Below are 23,045 nucleotides of genomic sequence, written 5' to 3' on the forward strand. Positions count from 1 at the left end.
GTCAGGCGTTCTCCTTGGCGGCCTCGCCCTTCAGGGCGATGGCGTACATCTCGTCGGCGTCGAGGCGGCGCAGCTCCTCGGCGATGAGTTCGGAGGTGGGGCGGACCTTGAGCGCGAGGGTGCGCGGCGGCTGGCCCGGCAGGGTCAGTGTCGCCAGGGGCCCCTCGGGCCGGTCGATGACGATCTCGCCGTTCGCGGTGCCGAGGCGTACGGCGGTGACGACCGGTCCAGCGGTGACCACGCGGTCCACGCGCACCTTCAGCCGGGCCTCCAGCCAGCGCGAGAGCAGTTCGGCGCTGGGGTTGTCGGCCTCGGCCTCGACGGCCGCCGACGTGATCCTGGTGCGGGCCTGGTCCAGGGCGGCGGCCAGCATCGAGCGCCACAGCGTCAGCCGCGTCCAGGCGAGGTCGGTGTCGCCCGGCGCGTAGTTGCGGGCCCGGGTCTCCAGGACCTCCATCGGCTTGAGCGCCGCGTACAGGTCGGTGATCCGGCGCTGGGCGAGCGCGCCCAGCGGGTCCTTGGACGGGGCGTCGGGGGCCTCCACGGGCCACCACACGACGACGGGCGCGTCCGGCAGCAGCAACGGCAGGACGACCGAGTCGGCGTGGTCGGACACCTCGCCGTAGGTACGCAGCACGACGGTCTCGCCGGCGCCGGCCTCCGAGCCGACCCGCACCTCGGCGTCGAGCCGGGAGTGGGTGCGGTCGCGCAGGGTGCGGGCGTGCCGCTTGATGACGACCAGGGTCCGCGAGGGGTGCTCGTGCGAGGCCTCCTCGGCAGCCTTGATCGAGTCGTAGGCGTTCTCCTCGTCCGTGACGATGACCATCGTCAGGACCATGCCCACGGCCGGGGTGCCGATGGCGCGGCGGCCGTCCACCAGCGCCTTGTTGATCTTGCTTGCCGTGGTGTCGGTCAGGTCGATCTTCATGGCCTGCGCCAGCTCCGTCCGTCTCGTGCGAGCATCTCGTCCGCTTCTCCGGGTCCCCAGCTGCCCGACGCGTACTGCGCCGGCCGGCCGTGCGCCGCCCAGTACTCCTCGATCGGGTCGAGGATCTTCCAGGACTCTTCCACTTCCTGGTGACGGGGGAACAAATTCGCGTCGCCGAGCAGCACGTCCAGGATGAGCCGCTCGTACGCCTCCGGGCTCGACTCCGTGAACGACTCGCCGTAGGCGAAGTCCATCGACACGTCCCGGATCTCCATCGAGGTGCCCGGCACCTTCGAGCCGAACCGGACCGTCATGCCCTCGTCGGGCTGGACGCGGATGACGATCGCGTTCTGGCCCAGTTCCTCGGTGGCGGTGGAGTCGAAGGGGGAGTGCGGAGCCCGCTTGAAGACCACCGCGATCTCGGTGACCCGGCGGCCCAGCCGCTTGCCGGTGCGCAGGTAGAACGGGACGCCCGCCCAGCGGCGGTTGTCGATGCCCAGCTTGATCGCGGCGAAGGTGTCGGTCTTCGACTTGGGGTCGATGCCGTCCTCCTGGAGGTAGCCGACGACCTTCTCGCCGCCCTGCCAGCCTTCCGCGTACTGCCCGCGCACGGTGTGCTCGCCGAGGTCGGCCGGCAGCCGCACCGACTTGAGCACCTTGAGCTTCTCGGTGAGCAGCGCCTCCGCGTCGAACGCGATCGGCTCCTCCATGGCGGTGAGCGCCATCAGCTGCAGAAGGTGGTTCTGGATGACGTCACGGGCGGCGCCGATGCCGTCGTAGTAGCCGGCCCGGCCGCCGATGCCGATGTCCTCGGCCATGGTGATCTGCACGTGGTCGACGTACGACCGGTTCCAGATCGGCTCGTACATCTGGTTGGCGAAGCGCAGCGCCAGGATGTTCTGGACGGTCTCCTTGCCCAGGTAGTGGTCGATGCGGAACACCTGGTCCGGCTCGAACACGCCGTGCACGATCGCGTTCAGCTCGCGGGCGCTGTCGAGGTCGTGGCCGAACGGCTTCTCGATGACCGCGCGCCGCCAGGAACCCTCGGGCGGGGAGGCCAGGCCGTGCTTCTTGAGCTGCTGCACGACCTTGGGGAAGAACTTGGGCGGCACCGAGAGGTAGTAGGCGAAGTTGCCGCCGGTGCCACGGGAGGCGTCCAGCTCCTCCACGGCGTCCTTGAGCTGCTTGAACGCGGTGTCGTCGTCGAAGTCACCGGGGATGAACCGCATGCCCTCGGCAAGCTGCTGCCACACCTCCTCGCGAAACGGGGTGCGGGCGTGCTCGCGCACGGAGTCGTGGACGACCTGCGCGAAGTCCTGGTCCGCCCACTCCCGGCGGGCGAAGCCGACCAGGGAGAAGCCCGGCGGCAGCAGACCGCGGTTGGCCAGGTCGTACACGGCCGGCATCAGCTTCTTGCGGGACAGGTCACCGGTCACACCGAAGATCACCAGACCGGAGGGGCCGGCGATGCGCGGCAGGCGGCGGTCGCGGGCGTCCCGCAGCGGGTTCCCCCAGTCGGCGGCCGAGCCGAGCGGCACGGTCACCTCCGCCGGCGACTTCGCCGGTGCCTGCGCCTTCGCGGGTGCCGCGGCGGCGGGTGCGTTCTCGGTCATCGGGCGTCAACTCCCTTGCTGTTCAGGGACTTCGCAACAGCGTCCAGCAGGTCCTGCCAGGCCGCCTCGAACTTGGCGACGCCCTCGTCCTCCAGCTGCTGGACGATCCCGTCGTAGGAGATGCCGAGCCGCTCGACCGCGTCGAGGTCGGCGCGGGCCCCGGCGTAGTCGCCGGTCACCGTGTCACCGGTGATCTCGCCGTGGTCGGCGACCGCGTTCAGCGTGGCCTCCGGCATGGTGTTGACCGTGCCCGGCGCCACCAGCTCGTCCACGTACAGGGTGTCCTTGTAGGCGGGGTCCTTCACACCGGTGGAGGCCCACAGCGGACGCTGCCTGTTGGCGTTGTCGCCGGCGAGGGCCAGCCAGCGCTCGGAGGCGAAGACCTCCTCGTACGCCTCGTAGGCGAGGCGGGCGTTGGCGAGGGCCGCGCGGCCCTTGAGGGCGAGGGCCTCGTCGGTGCCGAGGGCGGTCAGCCGCTTGTCGATCTCGGAGTCCACGCGGGAGACGAAGAAGGACGCCACCGAGTGGATCGTGGAGAGGTCGATGCCGCGCTCACGGGCCTTCTCCAGGCCGGCCAGGTAGGCGGCCATCACCTCGCGGTAGCGCTCCAGGGAGAAGATCAGGGTCACGTTGACGCTGATGCCGAGCCCGATGACCTCGGTGATTGCCGGCAGGCCCGCCCTGGTCGCCGGGATCTTGATCATCACATTGGGGCGGTCCACCAGCCAGGCCAGCTGCTTGGCCTCGGCGACGGTGGCCTCGCTCTGGTGGGCGAGGCGCGGGTCGACCTCGATGGAGACGCGGCCGTCGCGACCCTCGGAGGCGCTGTACACGGAACGCAGGATGTCGGCGGCAGCCCGCACGTCGGCGGTCGTCATCATCCGCACCGCCTCGTCCACCGTCACACCGCGGACGGCGAGGTCGGTGAGCTGCTCCTCGTAGCCCTCGCCGGAGCCGATGGCGGCCTGGAAGATCGACGGGTTGGTGGTGACACCGACGACGTTCCTGTTCTCGATCAGGTCCGCCAGGTTGCCCGAGGCGATCCGCTTGCGCGACAGGTCGTCCAGCCAGATGGAGACCCCCTCGTCGGCGAGGCGCTTGAGGGCTCCGGCGGTGGCGATTGCTTCGGTCACGTCAGTCATCTTTCTTGTCTTCTCGTCGCGTTGTCTTGTCGTCGCGGACGTATGTCGCGGATTCTTCTGTGTCGCGGATCTGATGTCGCGCCCGGGTCAGCCTCGCGCGGCGGCGAGCGACGCGCGGGCCTGGGCGGCGACGTTCTCGGCGGTGAAGCCGAACTCGGCAAACAGGGTCCTGGCATCGGCGGAGGCGCCGAAGTGCTCCAGGGAGACGATCCGGCCGGCGTCGCCGACGTAGCGGTACCAGGTCAGACCGATCCCGGCCTCCACGGCGACCCGGGCCTTCACGGCCGGCGGCAGCACCGAGTCCCGGTACGCCCGGTCCTGCTCCTCGAACCACTCCACGGACGGCATCGACACCACACGCGTGCCGACTCCCCCCGCCTCCAGCGCCTCCCGCGCGGCCACGGCCAGCTGCACCTCGGAACCCGTCGCGATGATGATCACCTCCGGGACCTCGGTCGAGGACTCGCGCAGCACGTAGCCGCCCTTGGCCGCGTCCTCGTTCGGCGCGTACACCGGCACGCCCTGGCGGGTGAGCGCGAGCCCGTGCGGGGCGGGGTTCACAGCGTGCCTCTTCAGGATCTCGGCCCAGGCCACCGCGGTCTCGTTGGCGTCCGCCGGGCGGACGACGTTCAGGCCCGGGATGGCGCGCAGCGAGGCCAGGTGCTCGACCGGCTGGTGGGTCGGGCCGTCCTCGCCCAGGCCGATGGAGTCGTGCGTCCAGACGTACGTCACCGGCAGCTGCATCAGTGCCGCCATGCGGACGGCGTTGCGCATGTAGTCGGAGAACACCAGGAAGGTGCCTCCGTAGATGCGGGTGTTGCCGTGCAGTGCGATGCCGTTCATCTCCGCGGCCATGGAGAACTCGCGGATGCCGAAGTGGACGGTACGGCCGTACGGGTCGGCCTCGGGCAGCGGGTTGCCCCTGGGCAGGAAGGAGCTGGCCTTGTCGATGGTGGTGTTGTTGGAGCCGGCCAGGTCGGCGGAGCCGCCCCACAGCTCCGGGAGCACCGGGCCGAGCGCCTGCAGCACCTTGCCGGAGGCGGCGCGGGTGGCGACCGACTTGCCCTCCTCGAACACCGGCAGCGCGTCCTGCCAGCCCTCGGGCAGCTCGCCCTTGCCGACCCGCTCGAACAGCGTGGCCCGCTCCGGCGAGGCGGTGCGCCACTCGGCGATCTGCTTGTCCCAGGCCGCGTGCGCCTCCGCGCCCCGGTCCAGGGCCCGGCGGGTGTGCTCGATGACCTCGTCGGCGACCTCGAAGGTCTGCTCCGGGTCGAAGCCGAGCAGACGCTTGGTGGCGGCGATCTCGTCCTCGCCGAGCGCGGAGCCGTGCGAGGCCTCGGTGTTCCGGGCGTTCGGGGCCGGCCAGGCGATGATGGTGCGCATGGCGATGATCGAGGGCCGCCCGGTCTCCGCCTGCGCGGCCTTCAGCGCCGCGTACAGGGCCTCGGGGTCGACGTCGCCCTCGGCGGTCGGCTCGATGCGCTGGGTGTGCCAGCCGTAGGCCTCGTACCGCCCCAGGACGTCCTCGGAGAAGGCGGTCGCGGTGTCGCCCTCGATGGAGATGTGGTTGTCGTCGTAGACGAAGACCAGGTTGCCGAGCTTCTGGTGGCCGGCCAGCGAGGAGGCCTCGGCGGAGACGCCCTCCTCCAGGTCGCCGTCCGAGACGATCGCCCAGATGGTGTGGTCGAAGGGAGAGGTGCCCTCGGGTGCCTGCGGGTCGAACAGGCCGCGCTCGTAGCGGGCCGCCATCGCCATGCCGACGGCGTTGGCGACGCCCTGGCCCAGCGGGCCGGTGGTGGTCTCCACGCCCGCGGTGTGGCCGTACTCGGGGTGGCCGGGCGTCTTGGAGCCGTGCGTGCGGAACGCCTTCAGGTCGTCCAGCTCCAGCTCGTACCCGGCGAGGAAGAGCTGCGTGTACAGGGTCAGCGAGGTGTGACCGGGGGAGAGGACGAAGCGGTCACGGCCGGCCCACTCCGGGTCCGCCGGGTCGTGACGCATCACCTTCTGAAAGATCGTGTACGCGGCAGGTGCCAGGCTCATCGCCGTGCCCGGGTGGCCGTTGCCCACCTTCTGTACCGCGTCGGCCGCCAACAGGCGGGCGGTGTCCACGGCGCGCCGGTCGAGGTCGGTCCACTCGAAGCTCTCGGAAGTCTGCGTGGTCATCTTCAAGAAGTCCTCGTTCGGTGCGGATGGCTGGCCTGACGTGTTCAAACTTAAAAGTCTGACTTTTTCGAAGGAAGGTCGGGGTGTGTCAGTCTGTGGTGAATCTGGGACAGTGATCACGGAAGATGGACGGCGCGAACAGGACATGGCTGACAGAACGCCACAAGGTGGCGGCAGTGCCGAGAGCGGCGACGGTGGCGGAATCAGGACCTTCCCCTTTCCGACCGAGCTGGCCGTCGGTCGCGTCGGCATGCAGGTCGGCCCCATGGGCACCGGCCGTACCTGGCACGCCGACGCCCCGCTGGAGCGAGTCCACCGCATCGACTTCCACGTCGTCATGCTGTTCACCGAGGGCCCCGTACGCCACATGATCGACTTCGCCGAGTACGAGGCCTCGGCCGGCGACCTGCTGTGGATCCGACCCGGACAGGTCCACCGCTTCTCCCGGAAGTCCGCGTACCACGGAACCGTCCTGACCATGCAGCCCGGCTTCCTGCCCCGCGCCACCGTCGAGGCCACCGGCCTGTACCGCTACGACCTGCCGCCCCTGCTGCGCCCCGACCCGGACCGGCTCGCCGCCCTCCAGGCCTCCCTGGACCAGCTGCAACGCGAGTACGAGGACACCGCGACGCTCCCGCTCAGCCTGCACACAGCCGTCCTCAGGCACACCCTGACCGCGTTCCTGCTGCGCCTCGCCCACCTCGCGGCCAGCTCCGCCGAGGCCTCCCGGCAGCAGACCGACAGCACCTTCACCCGGTTCCGCGACGCCGTCGAGCAAGGCTTCGCCACCAACCACAGCGTCAGCGCCTACGCCGACGCCCTCGGCTACTCCCGCCGCACCCTCGTGCGCGCCGTCCGTTCGGCCACCGGCGAGACGCCGAAGGGATTCATCGACAAACGCGTGATCCTCGAGGCCAAACGCCTCCTCGCCCACACCGACCTGCCGATCGGCCGTGTCGGCGTGGCCGTCGGCTTCCCCGACGCGGCGAACTTCTCCAAGTTCTTCCAGCTGCACACCGGCCGGACCCCGGTGGCGTTCCGGGCGGAGCTGCGCTGAGCCGCGTGCGCAGACGTGTGCGCGGACGGAAAGAGGGTGGCTCCACGCGTGCGTGGAGCCACCCTCTTCTCTGCCGGCTGGGTCAGTGCCCGAAGTCGAACCAGTTCACGTTGACGAAGTCCGCCGGCTGGCCGCTGGAGAAGGTCAGATAGACGTCGTGTGTGCCGGTCACGGAGCTGATGTTGGCCGGGATCGTCTGCCAGGACTGCCAGCCCCCCGTGTTGCCCACCGCGAAGCTGCCGATCGGGGTGCTGGTGGGGCTGTCCAGTCGTACCTGGACCAGGCCGCTCACCCCGGCCGCGGCCCCGCTCGCCACCCGGCCGTAGAACTGCGTGGCCGGCGCCGAGCCGAAGTTCACGCCCTTGTACAGCGCCCAGTCGCCGTTCGCGAGGTAACCGATGTCCTGCCCGCCGCCGGTGTCCGTGGTGGTCTCGGTGCCGACGCCGGACTGGCCGTCGTAGGACTCGGCCTGGATCGGGCTGTAGGCGTCGCGGTTGCCCGGCGGGGGAGTGCCGCCGCTGCCGCCGGACTGGAGCACCTGGACGTAGTCCACGACCATCGGGTGGCCCGGATCGGTGGAGCCGGTCGGGCCGCCGCCGAACGCCGCCGGGAAGCCGCCGCCCATCGCCACGTTCAGGATGACGAAGAAGCCGTGGTTCGTGGCGTTGGCCCAGGTCGTCGCGTCCACCTGGTTCGCCGTGACCGTCTGGTAGTTGACACCGTCGACGTAGAAGCGGATGGCCTCCGGGCTCACCGAGCGGTCCCACTCCATCGTGTAGGTGTGGAAGCCCGACTGGCAGGTGGTGTTCGGGCACGCGGTGGAGTTGCCGAGGCCGGTCGTCTCGTTGCACGGGCCGCCGGGGTTGGTGCCGCAGTGCATGGTGGCCCACGTCTTGTTCAGGCCGTTGACGTTCTCCATGATGTCCAGCTCGCCGACGCTCGGCCAGTTCTGGTAGTTGCCGCGATACGGCGCGCCCAGCATCCAGAACGCGGGCCAGTAGCCGGCGGCCGCGTCACCGGTCACGTTCGGCATCTGGATCCGGGCCTCCACGCGCAGCTTGCCGCCGGCCGGGGGCTGGAAGTCGGTGCGGGTGGTCTCGATCCGGCCGGAGGTCCAGTTGCCCGAGGCGTCGCGGCGCGGGGTGATGAGCAGGTCGCCGCTGCCGTCCAGGGCGACGTTGTTCGTGCTCGACGTCATCGTCTCTACCTCGCCGGTGCCCCAGTTGGCGGCTCCGCCGGGGTACGAGGTCCCGGTGTCGTACTGCCAGTTGGAGGTGTTCACGCCCGAGCCGGCCGCGCCGTCGAAGTCGTCCAGGAAGACCTGCGTCCAGCCGGACGGGGGTGCGGGCGCGGAGGCGTCGGCGGGCGCCGTGGCAGCCGTGGCGAGGGCCGTGGACAGGCCGAGCGTGGCGACGACGGCGACGAGCGCGCGTCGCAGCGGGCGGGGTCGTGGGTGGCGGGGTCTGGGTATGCCGGAGGGTGCGCTCATGGGGGCCTCTCGGTTACGGGGTACGGAGTACGGGGAGTGGGGAGCGGGGGGCGGGAGAAAGGTGAGAGCGCTCCCATCGCCGCGCGATTGAGAGCGCTCTCACGACGCCGCCAATGTGCTCCCCGCCCCGGCGACCGTCAAGCCTTGAAGCAAGCAAAGTCCTTGATTCTCAGAAGAGTTCACCGGGTGAAGTCGCCCGTACCGGCTCAGACCGCGCTGCCCGCCCGCCAGTCGGCCCACGACAGATCCGAGCCGTCGTGGAACCTGTAGCCGTCCACCGAGGTGTCACCCGCCCCCTTGGCGTCGTGCAGGCCGATGCAGCCGTGACTGGTGTTCTGGTGCCCGAACAGCGCGGTGGACGCCCAGTAGTTGCTGTGCACGAAGGTGCCGGAGGCGGTGAGCCGCTGGGCGTGCGGCACGTCCGGGACGTCGCACTCGTCGCCGAGGCCGACCGTGGGGGACTCCATCCGGGTCTGCCTGAACCGCGCGCTGATCACCATGAGTACGGACCAGGTGGTGTGTGAGGAGTCGCCGCCGGTGACGGGCGTGGGTGGCGACGGTCGCTCCGGAGCGCCGGACGGTCATCGTCTTCGTCGCGAGGTCGACCGTGCTGATCTGTTCGCGGCCGATGTGAGAACCGACGACCTTGTCCTGAACGCCGTGGACGGCGTCCGCGCCCTCGACGTCCGTCAGCCGCAGACCGAGCGTGATCTTCGTACCGATAGCCCAGTGGGTCTGCGGCCGGAAGTCCAGCCGGGTGTCGCTGAACCGGTGCCCGGAGCGTCACCGGGGTGCCGGCTCTCGTCCTCGGGCTTGTCAGCGCACGCCGTGCTCCGGCCGCCAGCCCAGGGCCCGGGAGATCCCGCGGCCCGCCAGCCGGACCGCCGGGGCCAGCGCCGGAACCTGGGCGCCCGTGCGGGGCACCACCACCGACACGGCCGCCACGACCTCACCACCCGGGCCGCTGACGGCCGCCGCCACGGACAGCGCGTCCTGCGTCACCTGACGCTCGCTCACCGCCACCCCTGAGCGGCGCACTTCGGCGAGCGCGCGCCGCAGCCGCGCCGGATCGGTGATCGTGTACGGGGTGAAGGAGGCGAGCGGCCCGGAGCAGTACTCCTCCTGCACAGCCGGACCGGCGTGCGCGAGGAGGGCGAGCCCGACCCCGGTGGCGTGCAGCGGCCAGCGCGCGCCGATGCGGATGTGCACGCCCACCGCCGAACGGCCCTGCAGCCACTCGACGTAGACGACCTCCGTACCGTCGCGCACCGCCAACTGCACGTTCTCGTGCGTCGCTTCGTACAGGTCCTCCAGATACGGCAGCGCCAGCTGGCGCAGGGCGAGGCCGCGTGGAGCGAGCGCGGCCACCTCCCACAGCCGCAGCCCCACGTGGTAGACCCCGGACGCGTCGCGCTCCAGCGCGCCCCACGCGGCCAGGGCGCCCGCCAGCCGGTGCGCGGTGGTCAGGCTGAGCCCGGCCCGGCGGCTGATGTCCGTGAGCGACAGGGCCGGGTGCTCGTGGTCGAACGCGGCGAGCACGGACAGCAGCCGGTCTGCGGCGGACCGCTCGCCCATCCGCTCCCACCTCGTCCTCGTCGCCGTCGCGCCCCGCCGCTCCCGACGAGAGCGCCACCGCCGACAGTACGGGGACGCGTACGTGTGCGGGAGGTGGCCAGGGTCAGTGGTTCATGAAGGCGGTGACGGGCAGCGCCCGCGCGACGATCCGGACGTCGCCGAGGCGGCCGTGCAGGATCTGGTCGATCTTTCCGGCGTACTCGTAGCCGCCGAGCAACCACGGCAGTCCGACGGAGGTGATGCCGACGGCCGGGGCCTTGGGGTTGCGGACGACCGGGCAGCCCTCGACGTAGAGCGTGGTGTGGGAGCCGTCGTTGACGACCGCCAGGTGCCACCAGGTCTCCAGCGGGGTCTCCTGTCCCCAGTTGGTGGCGATGCCCTCCTGATTGAGGGGACGCATCGCCCACTGCGGCTCACGGCCGTTCGACAGCGAGAGCGTGGCCAGCGGTTCGTCCGGGTCGTCCGCGGTCCTGCCGGCCGCGCCGCCCGTGCCGGTGCGGCCGACGAGGCCCGACCAGGCGTGGTGGGCGGGGTCCCAGTCGGCCGGGAGCCGGTAGAACGCCTCGATGGTGTAACCGTGCCCGAACGTCGCCGAGTTGAGCGGTGCACCGTCGACCGTGCGCAGGTACGCGCCCTGCAGCGGCGCCTTGTGGCCCTGGAACTCCAGGCTGCCGTGGCCCGGCTGGTCCGGGTGGTGGTCGGCCGACCAGGCGAGCGCGCCGTCGCCCACCGTGACCACGGTGAGGTCGTTGCCCCGGCCGGACACGTCGCGGACGGTGCCCGAGACGGGCGACTCGAAACGCCAGTAGGCGACCGTGCCGGGGACCAGCATCTTCGAGACCGGGCGCGGGGGGCGGGCCCGTACCGGGTCGAAGCCGGCGAAGCGGGCGGCGAAGTCGATGCCGACCGAGAAGCGGTCCGCGTCGCCGCTCAGCTCCATCTCCTGCCGCTCCAGCGCGTTCAGGCCCCGGCCGGCGCGGCCGAGGATCCACGGCGAGACGGTTTTGACGTCGATGACGTTCCGGTCCAGGTCGAACCGGTACAGACGGATCATCGCCGCGCCGCCGAAGTAACGGTTCTGGTAGTTCGTCAGGTGCAGGTGGACCTCGTGGCCGGCCGCGTTCCTGCGGATGGCCCGCCCGGCCGGCCAGTAGTGGCCGTTCAGGGTCAGGAAGATCTGGTCGCGGTCCTCGATCAGCTGGTCCCACAACTGCTCGCCGTACGCCGACAACCGGGCGTCCTCGGCGACGAGTTCGTGCGTGGTCAGGATGACCGGCGTTCCAGGGTGCTCGGCGAGGACGTCCTTCGCCCACGCGAACCCCTCGGCCGACAGCCGCCAGTCCAGCGCCAGCACCAGCCACTCGCGCCCGGCCGCCCGGAACACGTGCCAGGTGTTGTAGCCGTCCGGGGAGGCGCCCCCGAACGTGGGCCTGCCGCTCAGGCGCTGCGGACCGAACTCCTTCAGGTACGGCGTCGAGCCACGCCGGTCGTCCGTCGAGGAGGGTACGTCGTGGTTGCCGGCCAGGACGCTGTAGCCGACGCCCGCCCCGTCGAGGATCCCGAACGCCCGGCCGATCGCGGCGAACTCCTCCTCGGCGCCGTTCTGCGTGAGGTCACCGAGATGGGACAGGAAGACGATGTTCTCGTCCTGCCCGTGCTCCAGCAGATACCGCAACGACGCCTCGACGGGCGCCGGGTCGATGCTCGGCCCGTCGAACAGGTACTGGGTGTCGGGCATCACCGCGAGGGTGAAACGACGGCTCTGGGGGTCGGGCCGCCGGCCGCTGAGCACGGCCGCCTCGGCAACCGCCGGCAGCGCGCCTGCGGCTGTGGCGGCGGCGCCCAGCAGCGCGGTGGCCCTGAGGAAACTGCGCCGTCCGGCACCGGCCTGCACGGCCTCGCCCCGAACGGGGTCATGCGACGTACACACGTGTGCTCCGTAGAAGTCAGGGGGCAGAAGGGGGTTGGAGACGCGCTCAGAGGTCAGACGGCGCGCAGCGGCCGACTCCGGCGGACCGTCCTGGCCGGGGCCGGGGCCGGGGCCGGGTAGGACGGCCGTACGACACCCTCGGTCCCGGTGTGCCGCGCGACCGCGGCAGCCGCCGGCAGCAGGACCCGGGGTGCGCACAGCTCGGTACCGCGCGGCGCCCGCGGCTCGTCCGCCGCCGTTGTCACGCGCAGCGTCAGCCACGCCGGCCCGCCGCCTTGCGGTAGCCGGAACGGCAGGGACACGGCCGCCGTCTCGCCCGGCCGCAGATCGGGCAGTTCGGCCGGGGCGGTCAGGATCCGGCCGTCGGCCCGCACCAGCTCCCAACTCGCCGCCAGCCGGCCGAGACCGCGGACCTCGTGGTCGTTGACGAGGACGATCCCCTCGTGCCGCAGACACCGGATGCCGACCGGAGCCCGGCTCTCCCGGTGCTCGTACGGCCCGGCGCCGGTGCGCCCGGCCGCTCTTCCGTCGCTCACCCGGTGCACGATTCCGTGGTCCCGGGACCACGGGATGAAGCCACCCTGAAGAGCCGGGGTGGACTCGGTGGCCGCCCAGTGGGCCACGCGGGTGCCCGTCGCCACCGTGGCCCCCGCCGTGCGCAACGGCGTGCGCAGTCCACCCTTGCGCCGTGTGCGGCTCGTCCGGACCGGCCACCGGGCACCCCTGACGACGACTCGGCCGCCGACCTGCGCCGCTCGGCGGAACGGTCCGTCGTGAGCACCACTCCCGGCCCGCGTCGGCAGCGAGGACGGCCTTCGCGGGCAGCATCCAGGGGCCTTTGCCCGGTGCGGGCGGGATCCGGCCCGCCCGCCGCGCAGGCGCGGGGCACGGCCGTGGCCGGGGTGCCGGTCGAACGGGCATGATCGCGGCGGACGACCGGGACGTTCCGTTCGCGGACGCCACCCCGTTCCCCGGCACGGACGGGACGAGGGCCTGCGGGCCGGAGGAACGGGACGTGGTCGTGGCCAAGGATCAGGGAAGGGTGCAGAGGTGAAGCTGACGATTCTGGGCGGCGGCGGGTTCCGCGTGCCGCTCGTATACGGTGCACTGCTGGCCGACCACGCCGAAGGGCGGGTCACCGAGGTCGTCCTCCACGACCTGGACGACCGTCGACTGTATGCGGTGGCCCGGGTACTGGACGAACAGGCCGCCGGGATCCCCGACGCGCCCGAGGTGACCGCCACCACCGACCTCGACGCGGCACTCGCCGGCGCCGACTTCGTCTTCTCCGCGATCCGCGTCGGCGGCCTTCAGGGCCGGGCGGACGACGAACGCGTGGCGCTCGCCGAGGGCGTCCTCGGCCAGGAGACCGTCGGCGCCGGAGGAATCGCCTACGGCCTGCGGACCGTGCCCGTCGCCGTCGACATCGCCCGGCGCGTGGCGCGCCTCGCCCCGGACGCCTGGGTCATCAACTTCACCAATCCGGCCGGCCTGGTCACCGAGGCAATGTCCCGGCATCTCGGCGACCGCGTCATCGGCATCTGCGACTCACCCGTCGGCCTCGGCCGTCGTATCGCCCGCGCCCTCGGCGCCGACCCGGGGCAGGCCTTCATCGACTACGTCGGCCTCAACCACCTCGGCTGGGTGCGCGGCCTGCACGTCGCCGGCCGCGACGAACTCCCGCGCCTGCTCGCCGACCCCGCCCTGCTCGGCTCCTTCGAGGAGGGCAGACTCTTCGGCGCCGACTGGCTGCGGTCGCTCGGCGCGATCCCCAACGAGTACCTGCACTACTACTACTTCAACCGGGAAGCCGTACGCGCCTACCAGCAGGCCGAGCGGACCCGGGGTGCCTTCCTGCGTGACCAGCAGGCCCGGTTCTACGACGAGGCCCTGCGCCCGGACACCTCCGCTCTCGGGGCCTGGGACCGCACCCGGGCCGAGCGCGAGGCCACCTACATGGCCGAGAACCGGCGAAGCGCCGGTGCGGGCGAGCGCGAGGCCGACGATCTGTCCGGCGGCTACGAGAAGGTCGCCCTCGCCCTGATGCGGGCCATCGCCCGTGACGAGCGGACCACGCTGATCCTCAACGTGCGCAACGGCAGCACGCTGTCGGCGCTCGACGGCGATGCGGTGATCGAGGTCCCCTGCCTGGTCGACGCCAACGGCGCCCACCCCGTCGCGGTCGCTCCGCTGCCCGGGCACGCCACCGGGCTGGTCTGCTCGGTCAAGGCCGTCGAGCGCGAGGTGCTCGCCGCCGCCGAGTCCGGCTCCCGGCGCACGGCGGTCAAGGCCTTCGCGCTGCACCCGCTGGTCGACTCGGTCACCGTCGCGCGCGCACTGGTGGAGGGCTACACCGAGGTCCATCCTGGCCTCGCGTACCTTGAGTGAGGACTCTCGGTAAGCGCTTTCACCCCATGCTCGCCTCTCCCTCCTGGAGATCGCCATGCACGACGAACGCCGTCGCATCGAGGAGCGCGTCGCGCGCCTCCACGACCAGCGCATCAAGCCCGCGAGCTACGCCGCCGGCGTCCCCCTGGAGGTGGCGGCCTGGCAGGCCCCCGGGGAACCGGTCTCGTTCGAGGAGGCCGCGGCCGCCGTGTACACGCCGTTCGCGACGGACACCCCGTGGGGGCCGCCCTGGGGCACGACCTGGTTCCGGATGCGGGGCGACGTGCCCGCCGAGTGGGCCGGCAGGCGCGTCGAGGCCGTCATCGACCTCGGCTTCGCCGGGGACTGGCCCGGCAACCAGGCCGAGGCTCTCGTCCACCGCGCCGACGGCACCCCGCTCAAGGCGGTCAACCCGCTCAACCAGTACGTGCCGGTCGCCCGCCCGGCAGCCGGCGGCGAAGCCGTCGAGTACCTGGTGGAGGCGGCCTCCAACCCGGACATCCTCGCGGACCTCTTCGCCCACCCGACCCCGCTCGGCGATCCGCGTACGGCAGGCGACCGCCCCCTGTACACGTTCCGCCGCGCCGACCTCGCCGTCCTCGACGAACAGGTCTGGCACCTCGACCTCGACCTGCAGGTGCTGCGCGAACTGATGCGGGAACTCGGCGAGCACGACCCGCGCCGGCACGAGATCACCCACGCCCTTGACCGGGCCATGGACCTGCTCGACCTCGACGACGTCTCCGGCTCGGCGCCCGCCGTACGCGAGGCCCTGCGCCCGGTGCTGGCCAAGCCCGCCCACGCCAGCGCGCACCTCCTCTCCGGCGTCGGCCACGCCCACATCGACACCGCCTGGCTCTGGCCGATCCGGGAGACCAGGCGCAAGACGTCGCGGACGTTCTCCAACGCCACCGCGCTCGCCGACGAGTACGAGGAGTTCGTCTTCGCCTGCTCCCAGGCCCAGCAGTACGAGTGGGTCCGGGACACCTGCCCGCACGTGTGGGAGCGGATCAAGAAGTCCGTGGCGAAGGGCCAGTGGGCGCCGGTCGGCGGCATGTGGGTGGAGGCCGACGGCAACCTGCCCGGTGGCGAGGCCCTCGCCCGCCAACTGGTGCACGGCAAGCGGTTCTTCATGGACCACTTCGGCGTCGAGACCAAGGGTGTCTGGCTGCCGGACTCCTTCGGCTACACCGCCGCCTACCCCCAGCTGGCCAAACTCGCCGGCAACGACTGGTTCCTCACCCAGAAGATCTCCTGGAACCAGACCAACGCCTTCCCCCACCACACCTTCTGGTGGGAGGGCATCGACGGCACCCGCATCTTCACCCACTTCCCGCCCATCGACACCTACAACGCCCGCTTCAGCGGCGAGGAGATGTCCCGGGCCGTGCGCAACTACGCCGAGAAGGGCGGCGCCAACCGCTCCCTCGCCCCCTTCGGCTTCGGCGACGGCGGAGGCGGCCCCACCCGCGAGATCCTGGAACGTGCCCGCCGCCTGAAGGACCTGGAAGGCTCGGCCAAGGTCGAGATCGAGCACCCGGACGCGTTCTTCGCCAAGGCCCGCGCCGAGTACCCGAACGCCCCCGTCTGGGTGGGCGAGCTGTACCTGGAGCTGCACCGCGCGACCTACACCACCCAGGCCCGCACCAAGCAGGGCAACCGGCGCAGCGAGCACCTGCTGCGCGAGGCCGAGCTGTGGGCCACCACGGCCGCGCTGCACGCGCCGGGCTACGCCTACCCGTACGCGAAGCTGGACCGGCTGTGGAAGACGGTCCTGCTGCACCAGTTCCACGACATCCTGCCCGGCTCCTCCATCGCCTGGGTGCACCGCGAGGCCGAGGCCGAGTACGCCCGCGTGGCACAGGAGTTGACGGCACTCACCGCCGAGGCGGTCGCCGCCCTGGGCGCCGGTGCGCCCCGTGTGTTCAACACGAGCCCCCGCGAGCGCGCCGAGGTGGTCCGCACCCCGCAGGGCGCACCGGTGTACGTACGGGTGCCCGCAAACGGCTCCGCGCCCCTCACCCCGGCCGTGCCCCCGCATCCGGTGACGGTGAGCGGGCACACCCTGGAGAACGGAATCGTCCGGGTGCAGGTGGCGCAGGACGGAACCCTGACGTCCGTACACGATCTGCTGGCGGGCCGCGAGGTCCTCGCCGGTCCCGGCAACCTCCTGCGTCTCCACACCGACCTGCCCAACTTCTGGGACGCCTGGGACATCGACAAGCACTACCGCAACCGCTGCACCGAGCTGCTGGAGACCGACTCGGTCACCGTGGTCGAGGAGGGACCCCTCGTCGGCGCGATCCGCGTGGTCCGCTGCTTCGGCAGGGGCTCCCGGATCACCCAGACGATCAGCGTCCGGGCCGGCAGCGCCCGGATCGACTTCGAGACGGACATCGACTGGCACGAGACGGAGAAGATCCTCAAGGCGGTCTTTCCCGTCGACGTGCGCGCCCCGCACTCCTCGGCCGAGATCCAGTTCGGCCACGTCCAGCGACCGACCCACACCAACACCAGCTGGGAGGCGGCCCGCTTCGAGGTCTGCGGCCACCGCTGGGTGCACCTCGCCGAACCCGGCTACGGCGTCGCGGTCGTCAACGACTCCACCTACGGCCACGACGTCACCCGTACGGTCCGCGAGGACGGGGGTACGACCACCACGGTCGGCCTCAGCCTGGTGCGCGCCCCGCGCATTCCGGACCCCGAGGCGGACCAGGGCCGCCACCGCCTCACCTACGCGCTGCTGCCCGGCGCCGGCATCGAGGACGCGGTGGCCGAGGGTTACGCCCTCAACCTCCCGCTGCGCGTGGCCGATTCGGCGGGCGAGCCCGAGCCCGTCGTCCTTGCCGAGGGCGAGGGCGTGACCGTCGAGGCGGTCAAGCTCGCCGACGACGGCTCCGGGGACGTGGTGGTCCGGCTGTACGAATGCCGGGGCGGCCGTGCGAGCGGCGTCCTGCGCACCGGTTTCCCGCTGGCCCGCGCCGAGGTCACCGACCTGCTGGAACGCCCGCTCGAGCCGGCCGAGACCGACGGTGACGCCGTACCGGTGCGGTTGCGGCCCTTCGAGGTGCGCACCCTGCGGCTGGCAGTGTCACGCTGAGCCGCCGGTGAGTCCCGTGCTCCTATGGGGCGCGGGCCGTGCCCGATGGGCGGCTGCGCCGTGCGGGCACGACGGGCCGCAGCGGACCGGCACTTGGCCTAGAGCGGCAGTACCTGCGCGGCCGAGGCCGCCTGCACGGGCAGCGGCACGGGCACGGCGGGAAGCTGGATCTCGGTCTCCTGCGTCCGCTGCCGCGGAAGCGCCGGAAGCAACGGCCGAGGCCCCGCCACCACCGTGTAGTCCTGCCCGAGGAACGGCGGCTCGACGACCCCCGGGTCCTCGCCGAGCGCCAGCTGCACGGCGGCCCAGGGGGCGTTCACCCCGCACAGCGACAGCTGGTGCAGCCCGCCGGCCGGCCGTGTGTTGACGTCCAGCAGCACCGGCCGGTCGCCGTACATACGGAACTGGATGTTGGACAGGTGGTGCAGCCCGAAGCCCTCCGCGATCAGCCGGGCCGGGGCCAGCCACCGCTCGTCCAGGGTGAAGCCCCGCCGACGGCCGTTCTTGGTGCGGCCCACCGCGAGCCGCACCCGGTTGTCGGGCCCGGTGAGGACGTCGACGGACACCTCGGGCTGCTCCAGGCGCGGCATCACCAGCCAGTCCACCGGCTCCTCGCAGTGCCGCAGCGCCTGAAGGACCAGGTCCAGCTGTACGTACGGGCCGGGGAAGCCCGCGAGATGGGTCAGCGACAACGGGGCGCGGGTGATCACCCGGAAGCCGACCCCGCCCGCACCGGCGGCCGGCTTGAAGCACGCCTTGTGCCCGGCCGCCTCCAACTCCGCCACCGCTGCGGCGAGTTCGTCCGCCGTGTGCACCCGCCACCACGGCGGCACCGGGACGCCCACCGAGCGGACCGCCTCGTACGCGGTCGCCTTGTCCTCGAACACCGCCACCGCCTCGGGGGTCGGCGCCAGCAGCGCCGTACCGGCCGCCGCGAACTCCGCGCGGTGCGCCACGATCGCCGCCTGGTGCAGCCGGGGCACGAACACGTCGATACCGCGCCGGGCGCACTGGTCGAGCGCGTACTCGACATAGGCGGCCGGGGACAGGCCCTCGGGCTCCAGGTCGGCGGTGTCGGCGGCGGCCAGCACGGGGGAGTCGGGGTCCCCGTGCGTCGCATGGATCTCCACGGCGCGGTCGCTGGGATTTCTGCGCAGCTGTTCCATGAAGAAGACGTTCTCCGCGTACGTGCGGTTGAGCCAGACGCGTACGCGAGAGAGCATGCAGGCCGCCTTTCGGGGATTTCGGGCAGGGCGGAGCGGCCCGTGCCCGGGCAGGAGAGAGGAGGGACACCGAACAACCCCTGCGAAAAGGGAGGTTGGATCGTCGGTGTTGGGCCGATCATACGGCTTTCAAGGGCCTGCGCGTGCAACGCGGGCGTTACGGATTCCCGAACCCGCGGGGGCCCCGGGCACCTGGCCGGGGCGCATCTTGTACCGAGTCCGGGAATGTGTTCTTGTGGTCCGGGCGAGGATGATCGGAAAGGGGTACGGGGTGGAGTCGACGGCCGGGGCCGGACAGCTGCTGGCCATCAGCGACCTGCACATCACCTATCCGGAGAACCGCGCCCTGGTCGAGGGCATGCACCCCACCGGTGAGAACGACTGGCTGATCGTGGCCGGTGACATCGCCGAGACCGTGGCCGACATCCGCTGGGCGCTCGCCACGCTCGCCGGCCGCTTCTCCAAGGTGCTGTGGGCGCCGGGCAACCACGACCTGTGGACCCATCCCAAGGACACCGTCACCCTGCGGGGTGTCGCCCGTTACGAGCACCTGGTCGCCCTCTGCCGGGAGCTGGGCGTCGTCACCCCCGAGGACCCCTACCCGGTGTGGGAGGGCCCGGGCGGCCCGGTCGCCGTCGCCCCGCTCTTCCTCGGGTACGACTACTCGTGGCTGCCGGCCGGCTGCGCCACCAAGGCCGCCGGCCTGGCCTACGCGGAGAGCACGGGCATCGTCTGCAACGACGAGTACCTGCTGCACCCCGACCCCTATCCGACCCTGGACGCCTGGTGCCGGGCCCGGGTCGCCGAGACCGAACGCAGACTGGCCGCGCTGCCCGCGGGCCTGCCCGTCGTGCCGGCCAACCACTACCCGCTGCACCGGCATCCCACCGAGGTGCTGTGGCACCCCGAGTTCGCCATGTGGTGCGGCACCGAGCTGACCGCCGACTGGCACCGCCGGTTCCCCGTCGCGACCATGGTCTACGGTCATCTGCACATCCCCCGCACCACCTGGCACGACGGAGTCCGCTTCGTGGAGGTGTCCGTGGGTTATCCCCGAGAGTGGCGCAAGCGTCCGGAACCGCCGGGCCGGCTGCGCAGTATCCTGCCGATGGAGGTCGAAGCCGGTGATCGAGGAGCTGCTCCCGGGGTTGGTCGTGGCCGTGGAGGCACACCGTGACGACCCGCTGTGGGACACGCCGCTCTTCGCCGAGGAGGAGGCGCTCGTCGAGCGCGCGGTGGCCAAGCGCCGCCGTGAGTTCGCCGCCGTGCGCGGGTGTGCCCGGCGGGCCATGGAGAAGCTCGGCGTGCCCGCCCAGCCCGTCGTCAGTGGTGAGCGGGGCGCCCCCGTCTGGCCGGCCGGCCTGATCGGCAGCATGACCCACTGCGACGGCTACGGCGCCGCAGCGCTCGTCCGCGCGGGCGAACTGGCCTCCCTCGGAATCGATGCCGAGCCGCACGGGCCGCTTCCGGAGGGTGTCGGCGACAGCGTGTTCCTGCCCGCCGAGGCCGAGCGGCTCGCCCGGCTCGCCGCGCAGCGGCCCGCCGTGCACTGGGACCGGATCCTGTTCAGCGCCAAGGAGTCCGTCTACAAGGCATGGTTCCCGCTGACCCGGAAGTGGCTGGACTTCTCCGAGGCCGACATCACCCTGCACACCGATCCGGAGGGCGCCGCGCACGGCACCCTGCACGCCGAACTCCTCGTCCCCGGCCCCCTGGTCGCGGGCCGCAGGCTCCAGGCCTTCGACGGCCGGTGGGCCGTACGCGACGCGCTGGTGGCCACCGCCGTGGTCGTACCGCACGCGTGACGCCCCGGCATGGCGGGCCGGTTGGCCGTCAGGCGGGTGGGTGCGGGTGCCAGTTGCGCAGCAGGCGGAAGAACTCCTCCTCGTTGCCCCTGAGCCCCGCCCGGGCCAGGGCCTGTTCCGCCTCGGCCAGCACGGCGGGTGGCACCAGGGCGGGCCGGCCCGCGTCCGGCGGCCCGTCGAAGGCGGCGCGCACCGTGTGCAACAGCCGCAGATAGGCCTGTACGGCGGTGCGCTCACGGTCGGTCAGTACGGCAGTGGGCATCGGTCGGCTCTCCCCGGGTAGGCGTCACGGTCGCGCGCCCGTGGGCGCACGTCTCCAGCTTGCCGTCCACCACTGACAACGCCGTCCCGCTGCGCCCCGGATCCCCCGCTCGGCGCAGGCCGGCCCGACGGATCCCCCGGGGCGACGCCCGCACGGCAGGGCGTCTCGGACAGCAGGGCGTCCCGGGCGGTTCAGCCCTGCGGCCCCGGATAGCCCAGGGTCGCTTCGATACGGCCGGCCAGGTCGTCGCGCCGGCCCGAGCCGCGCGGGGCCGAACCGGCCAGCCAGGTACGGCACTTGCTCGCCAGCAGCAGCCCGAAGGTCTCGGCCTGCTGTTCCTCGGCGAGGTCGAAGCGGGTGCGGGCCGCGACCCGCTGCACCGCGGCCTGCAGCGCGGCCTGGTCGGTGTCGTCGTCCAGCAGCCGAGTGGCGACCCCGATCCCGGCCACGGGGTGCCCGCAGTGGTCGGCCTGCATGTGCCACAGCTCGTGACCGAGGATCACCAACTGGTGGCCGGGGGCGGTACGTTCCTCCACGACGACGAGATCGCGGTCGGTCAGATCCAGCCAGAGCCCGCTCGCGGTGCCGGACGGGAAGGCGGCCGTACGGAAGGTCACCGGCCGACCGCGGCGGCGGCTCATCGCCCCGCACAGCGCGCGGTACAGCTCCTGCGGCGGCGCAGGCGCGGGCAGGGTCAGCCCGCCCACCAACTCGTTGCACAGCCGGCGCATGTCCCTGCCGATGCCCACGGTCCTCCCCCGGCTCACGACTCGGGCCGCTTGACGCTCTCCAAGAGCATGTCCAGCCACTCCGCGACCTTGTCCCGGTGCTGGTCGGTCGGTAACTGCGCCGCCCGCCACGCGATCCCGCGCACCCCGTGGTCCTGCAGCAGCCGCTCCAGCGGATCCGCGTCGGCCCCGGCATCGGCCCGCTCGCGGTCGGCAAGCTTTTGCAGCAGCTCCTGCTCGGTGCGCTGCAGCGCACCCGCCAGTGCCTCGGGGTCCTCGGCGGTCAGGAAACCGGCGTGCACCCGGAAGAACCGCTGGAGCGCGTTGCAGTGCTCCATGGTGGGCCGGCGGTCGCCGTTGATGAGGGCGCCGGCCTGCTGGCGGGACATGCCCGCCCCGTCGGCGATCTCCTGCTGGGTGTACTTGCGGCCGTTGGGCTTCAGCCGGGTGCGGCGCAGCAGGCCCAGGCGCTGCAGGAAGCGTGCCTGGACGTCCGGTTCGCCCGCGGGCCGTCCGCTGAGCAGGGCCCTGACCACCGGCTCGGGGACGCCGCAGGCGACGGAGAGCCGTCCGACGTCGAAGACCTCGCTGTGCGGTACGCCGAGCCGGTCGGCGAGCGCGGTGACGCGGGCGACGACGGCCGGCAGCTGAGCGGTCGCCGAGGCGCCCGGATCCTCGTAGCCATCCGTCACCGACAGAACTCCTACGTCTCTCGAAGGCTTCCGATGTGTCCGTTGCGTCCGTGCGTTTCGCGAGCGGTCACCGTGAACTTCCCGGAGATTAGCCGGTGCCTGGAACCCACATCCAGGTGTCGCCACAACTGTGGCGAATTTCAGCCGTCAACAGGCAAGAAATGCCACGATAGTTGACATGCCACAGGCCGGGGTCGCAGGATCGCAGGGGCCGCGTCAAGGCCGCAGAGGCAAGAGGGGTGACCTCCCGATGGCACATCAGGCAGGAGGGCAGCGGCCGGCACCGCGGCCCGTCCCCGAGACGTGCGACACCCAGGCGTACCTCCAGGACTACGCCGCACTGCTGGAGTCCCTCGCCCTGCCCTCCCTCGTCGTGGATCACCGCTGGGACGTCATCATGGCCAACAGCGCGTACGCGACGCTCTTTCGCGGCGTGCGCCCGCATCCGACGGCCATGCCGGGGGACAACTTCCTGCGGTTCGTGCTCTTCCACCCGGACGCCTCCGAGATCCTCGGCGAGCACGAGCCGGGCTGGTGCCTGCCGATGCTGGCCCATCTCAGGACCGCCCTGGAGGCGTACGGCCACGATCACGAACTCCAGGCGGTGCGGCGGGAGATCGCCCAGGACCCGCTCATGGAGGCCGCCTACCGGCAGGGCCTGCCGCACTGGATGCGGGCCGTCGGCGAGGCCGGGACCCGGCTCGACGGGGCCGTCCGGCTGCTGCTCCACCCCGACCCGCGCCGGGGCCCGACCGAGTGCCGGGTGGTCGACGAGACGCCGCAGACCCTCCGGGAGATCGGCTACCGACGGCTGACGATGGTCCTGCGCGATGCCCGCCGGCCCGCCCCGCCCGCCCCACGCCGCGCGCGCCGTCCGCGTGGCACGACGGCGGCCCACCTCACGGTCGTCCCGGCACCCCAGGACTGACCCGGCACCGCCGACGTTCAGG

Annotated in this window: 17 protein-coding genes and 2 pseudogenes; 6 read left to right on the forward strand and 13 right to left on the reverse strand. The window is 72.0% G+C overall.

What is annotated here, in order from left to right; genetic code table 11:
- Position 1: 1 nt before the first annotated feature.
- The 4 genes from opcA to tkt form a co-directional block, all read right to left on the reverse strand.
- Positions 2-928 carry a glucose-6-phosphate dehydrogenase assembly protein OpcA gene (gene opcA, locus GQF42_RS37195; protein ID WP_158927303.1) on the reverse strand — a complete coding sequence of 309 codons (927 nt, stop codon included), beginning with the start codon at positions 926-928 and terminating at the stop codon, positions 2-4.
- A complete protein-coding gene (gene zwf, locus GQF42_RS37200) occupies positions 925-2,541 on the reverse strand; it encodes a glucose-6-phosphate dehydrogenase (protein ID WP_158927305.1) in 1,617 nt (538 codons plus the stop codon). Before zwf ends, opcA begins: the two co-directional genes overlap by 4 nt.
- Complete coding sequence (tal, locus tag GQF42_RS37205; RefSeq protein WP_158927307.1) at positions 2,538-3,683, reverse strand: transaldolase; 1,146 nt, start codon at positions 3,681-3,683, stop codon at positions 2,538-2,540. The genes zwf and tal overlap by 4 nt, the downstream gene beginning before the upstream one ends.
- Positions 3,684-3,770: 87 nt before the next feature.
- Positions 3,771-5,846: a transketolase gene (gene tkt / locus GQF42_RS37210; protein WP_158927309.1), complete on the reverse strand. Its 2,076-nt coding sequence runs from the start codon at positions 5,844-5,846 to the stop codon at positions 3,771-3,773.
- A 145-nt stretch (positions 5,847-5,991) separates the two neighbouring features.
- Between tkt and GQF42_RS37215 the strand changes: the two genes are divergently transcribed.
- Positions 5,992-6,903 (forward strand): helix-turn-helix domain-containing protein, encoded by a 912-nt coding sequence (locus GQF42_RS37215; RefSeq protein ID WP_158927311.1) that lies wholly within the window; start codon positions 5,992-5,994, stop codon positions 6,901-6,903.
- Between the two features lie 82 nt (positions 6,904-6,985).
- Here the strand turns inward: GQF42_RS37215 and GQF42_RS37220 are convergent, their stop codons facing one another.
- The 5 genes and pseudogenes from GQF42_RS37220 to GQF42_RS37240 form a co-directional block, all read right to left on the reverse strand.
- The gene (locus GQF42_RS37220) at positions 6,986-8,392 is read right to left on the reverse strand and encodes a glycoside hydrolase family 16 protein (protein ID WP_158927313.1); all 1,407 of its coding nucleotides are present in this window, start codon (positions 8,390-8,392) and stop codon (positions 6,986-6,988) included.
- 206 nt (positions 8,393-8,598) lie between these two features.
- Positions 8,599-9,169, reverse strand: a pseudogene (locus tag GQF42_RS37225) (L,D-transpeptidase family protein); the annotation flags it as partial.
- 39 nt (positions 9,170-9,208) lie between these two features.
- Entirely contained in the window at positions 9,209-9,967 is a 759-nt protein-coding gene (locus GQF42_RS37230; protein ID WP_158927315.1) for an IclR family transcriptional regulator, read from the reverse strand.
- 103 nt (positions 9,968-10,070) lie between these two features.
- Positions 10,071-11,897, reverse strand: coding sequence for a LamG-like jellyroll fold domain-containing protein (locus GQF42_RS37235; protein ID WP_158927317.1), 1,827 nt, complete (start codon positions 11,895-11,897; stop codon positions 10,071-10,073).
- A gap of 158 nt (positions 11,898-12,055) precedes the next feature.
- Positions 12,056-12,535 (reverse strand): annotated as a pseudogene (locus tag GQF42_RS37240) (DUF4981 domain-containing protein); the annotation flags it as partial.
- A gap of 412 nt (positions 12,536-12,947) precedes the next feature.
- Here GQF42_RS37240 and GQF42_RS37245 point away from each other — a divergent pair.
- Both GQF42_RS37245 and GQF42_RS37250 read left to right on the forward strand, forming a co-directional pair.
- The gene (locus GQF42_RS37245) at positions 12,948-14,285 is read left to right on the forward strand and encodes a 6-phospho-beta-glucosidase (RefSeq protein ID WP_158927319.1); all 1,338 of its coding nucleotides are present in this window, start codon (positions 12,948-12,950) and stop codon (positions 14,283-14,285) included.
- A 55-nt stretch (positions 14,286-14,340) separates the two neighbouring features.
- A complete protein-coding gene (locus GQF42_RS37250) occupies positions 14,341-17,385 on the forward strand; it encodes a glycoside hydrolase family 38 N-terminal domain-containing protein (RefSeq protein ID WP_158927321.1) in 3,045 nt (1,014 codons plus the stop codon).
- Between the two features lie 98 nt (positions 17,386-17,483).
- On the opposite strand, the gene GQF42_RS37255 is transcribed toward GQF42_RS37250, so the two are convergent.
- Entirely contained in the window at positions 17,484-18,608 is a 1,125-nt protein-coding gene (locus tag GQF42_RS37255) for an ATP-grasp domain-containing protein (RefSeq protein WP_158927323.1), read from the reverse strand.
- A 271-nt stretch (positions 18,609-18,879) separates the two neighbouring features.
- Between GQF42_RS37255 and GQF42_RS37260 the strand changes: the two genes are divergently transcribed.
- A complete protein-coding gene (locus tag GQF42_RS37260) occupies positions 18,880-19,785 on the forward strand; it encodes a metallophosphoesterase family protein (protein WP_158927325.1) in 906 nt (301 codons plus the stop codon).
- Positions 19,733-20,413 carry a 4'-phosphopantetheinyl transferase family protein gene (locus GQF42_RS37265; RefSeq protein WP_199272926.1) on the forward strand — a complete coding sequence of 227 codons (681 nt, stop codon included), beginning with the start codon at positions 19,733-19,735 and terminating at the stop codon, positions 20,411-20,413. Before GQF42_RS37260 ends, GQF42_RS37265 begins: the two co-directional genes overlap by 53 nt.
- 28 nt (positions 20,414-20,441) lie before the next feature.
- Here GQF42_RS37265 and GQF42_RS37270 read toward each other — a convergent pair whose 3' ends face one another.
- From GQF42_RS37270 to GQF42_RS37280, 3 genes are all read right to left on the reverse strand, one after another.
- On the reverse strand, positions 20,442-20,675 hold the full coding sequence (locus GQF42_RS37270) for a hypothetical protein (protein ID WP_158927328.1): 234 nt from the start codon (positions 20,673-20,675) through the stop codon (positions 20,442-20,444).
- Between the two features lie 191 nt (positions 20,676-20,866).
- Positions 20,867-21,424 (reverse strand): toxin-antitoxin system, toxin component, encoded by a 558-nt coding sequence (locus tag GQF42_RS37275; RefSeq protein WP_158927330.1) that lies wholly within the window; start codon positions 21,422-21,424, stop codon positions 20,867-20,869.
- Positions 21,425-21,438: 14 nt separating this feature from the next.
- Entirely contained in the window at positions 21,439-22,095 is a 657-nt protein-coding gene (locus GQF42_RS37280; protein WP_158927332.1) for a helix-turn-helix domain-containing protein, read from the reverse strand.
- Positions 22,096-22,345: 250 nt separating this feature from the next.
- Between GQF42_RS37280 and GQF42_RS37285 the strand changes: the two genes are divergently transcribed.
- A complete protein-coding gene (locus GQF42_RS37285) occupies positions 22,346-23,023 on the forward strand; it encodes an MmyB family transcriptional regulator (RefSeq protein WP_158927334.1) in 678 nt (225 codons plus the stop codon).
- The last annotated feature ends 22 nt before the right edge of the window (positions 23,024-23,045 follow it).

Source organism: Streptomyces broussonetiae, from assembly GCF_009796285.1.
GTDB lineage: Bacteria > Actinomycetota > Actinomycetes > Streptomycetales > Streptomycetaceae > Streptomyces > Streptomyces broussonetiae.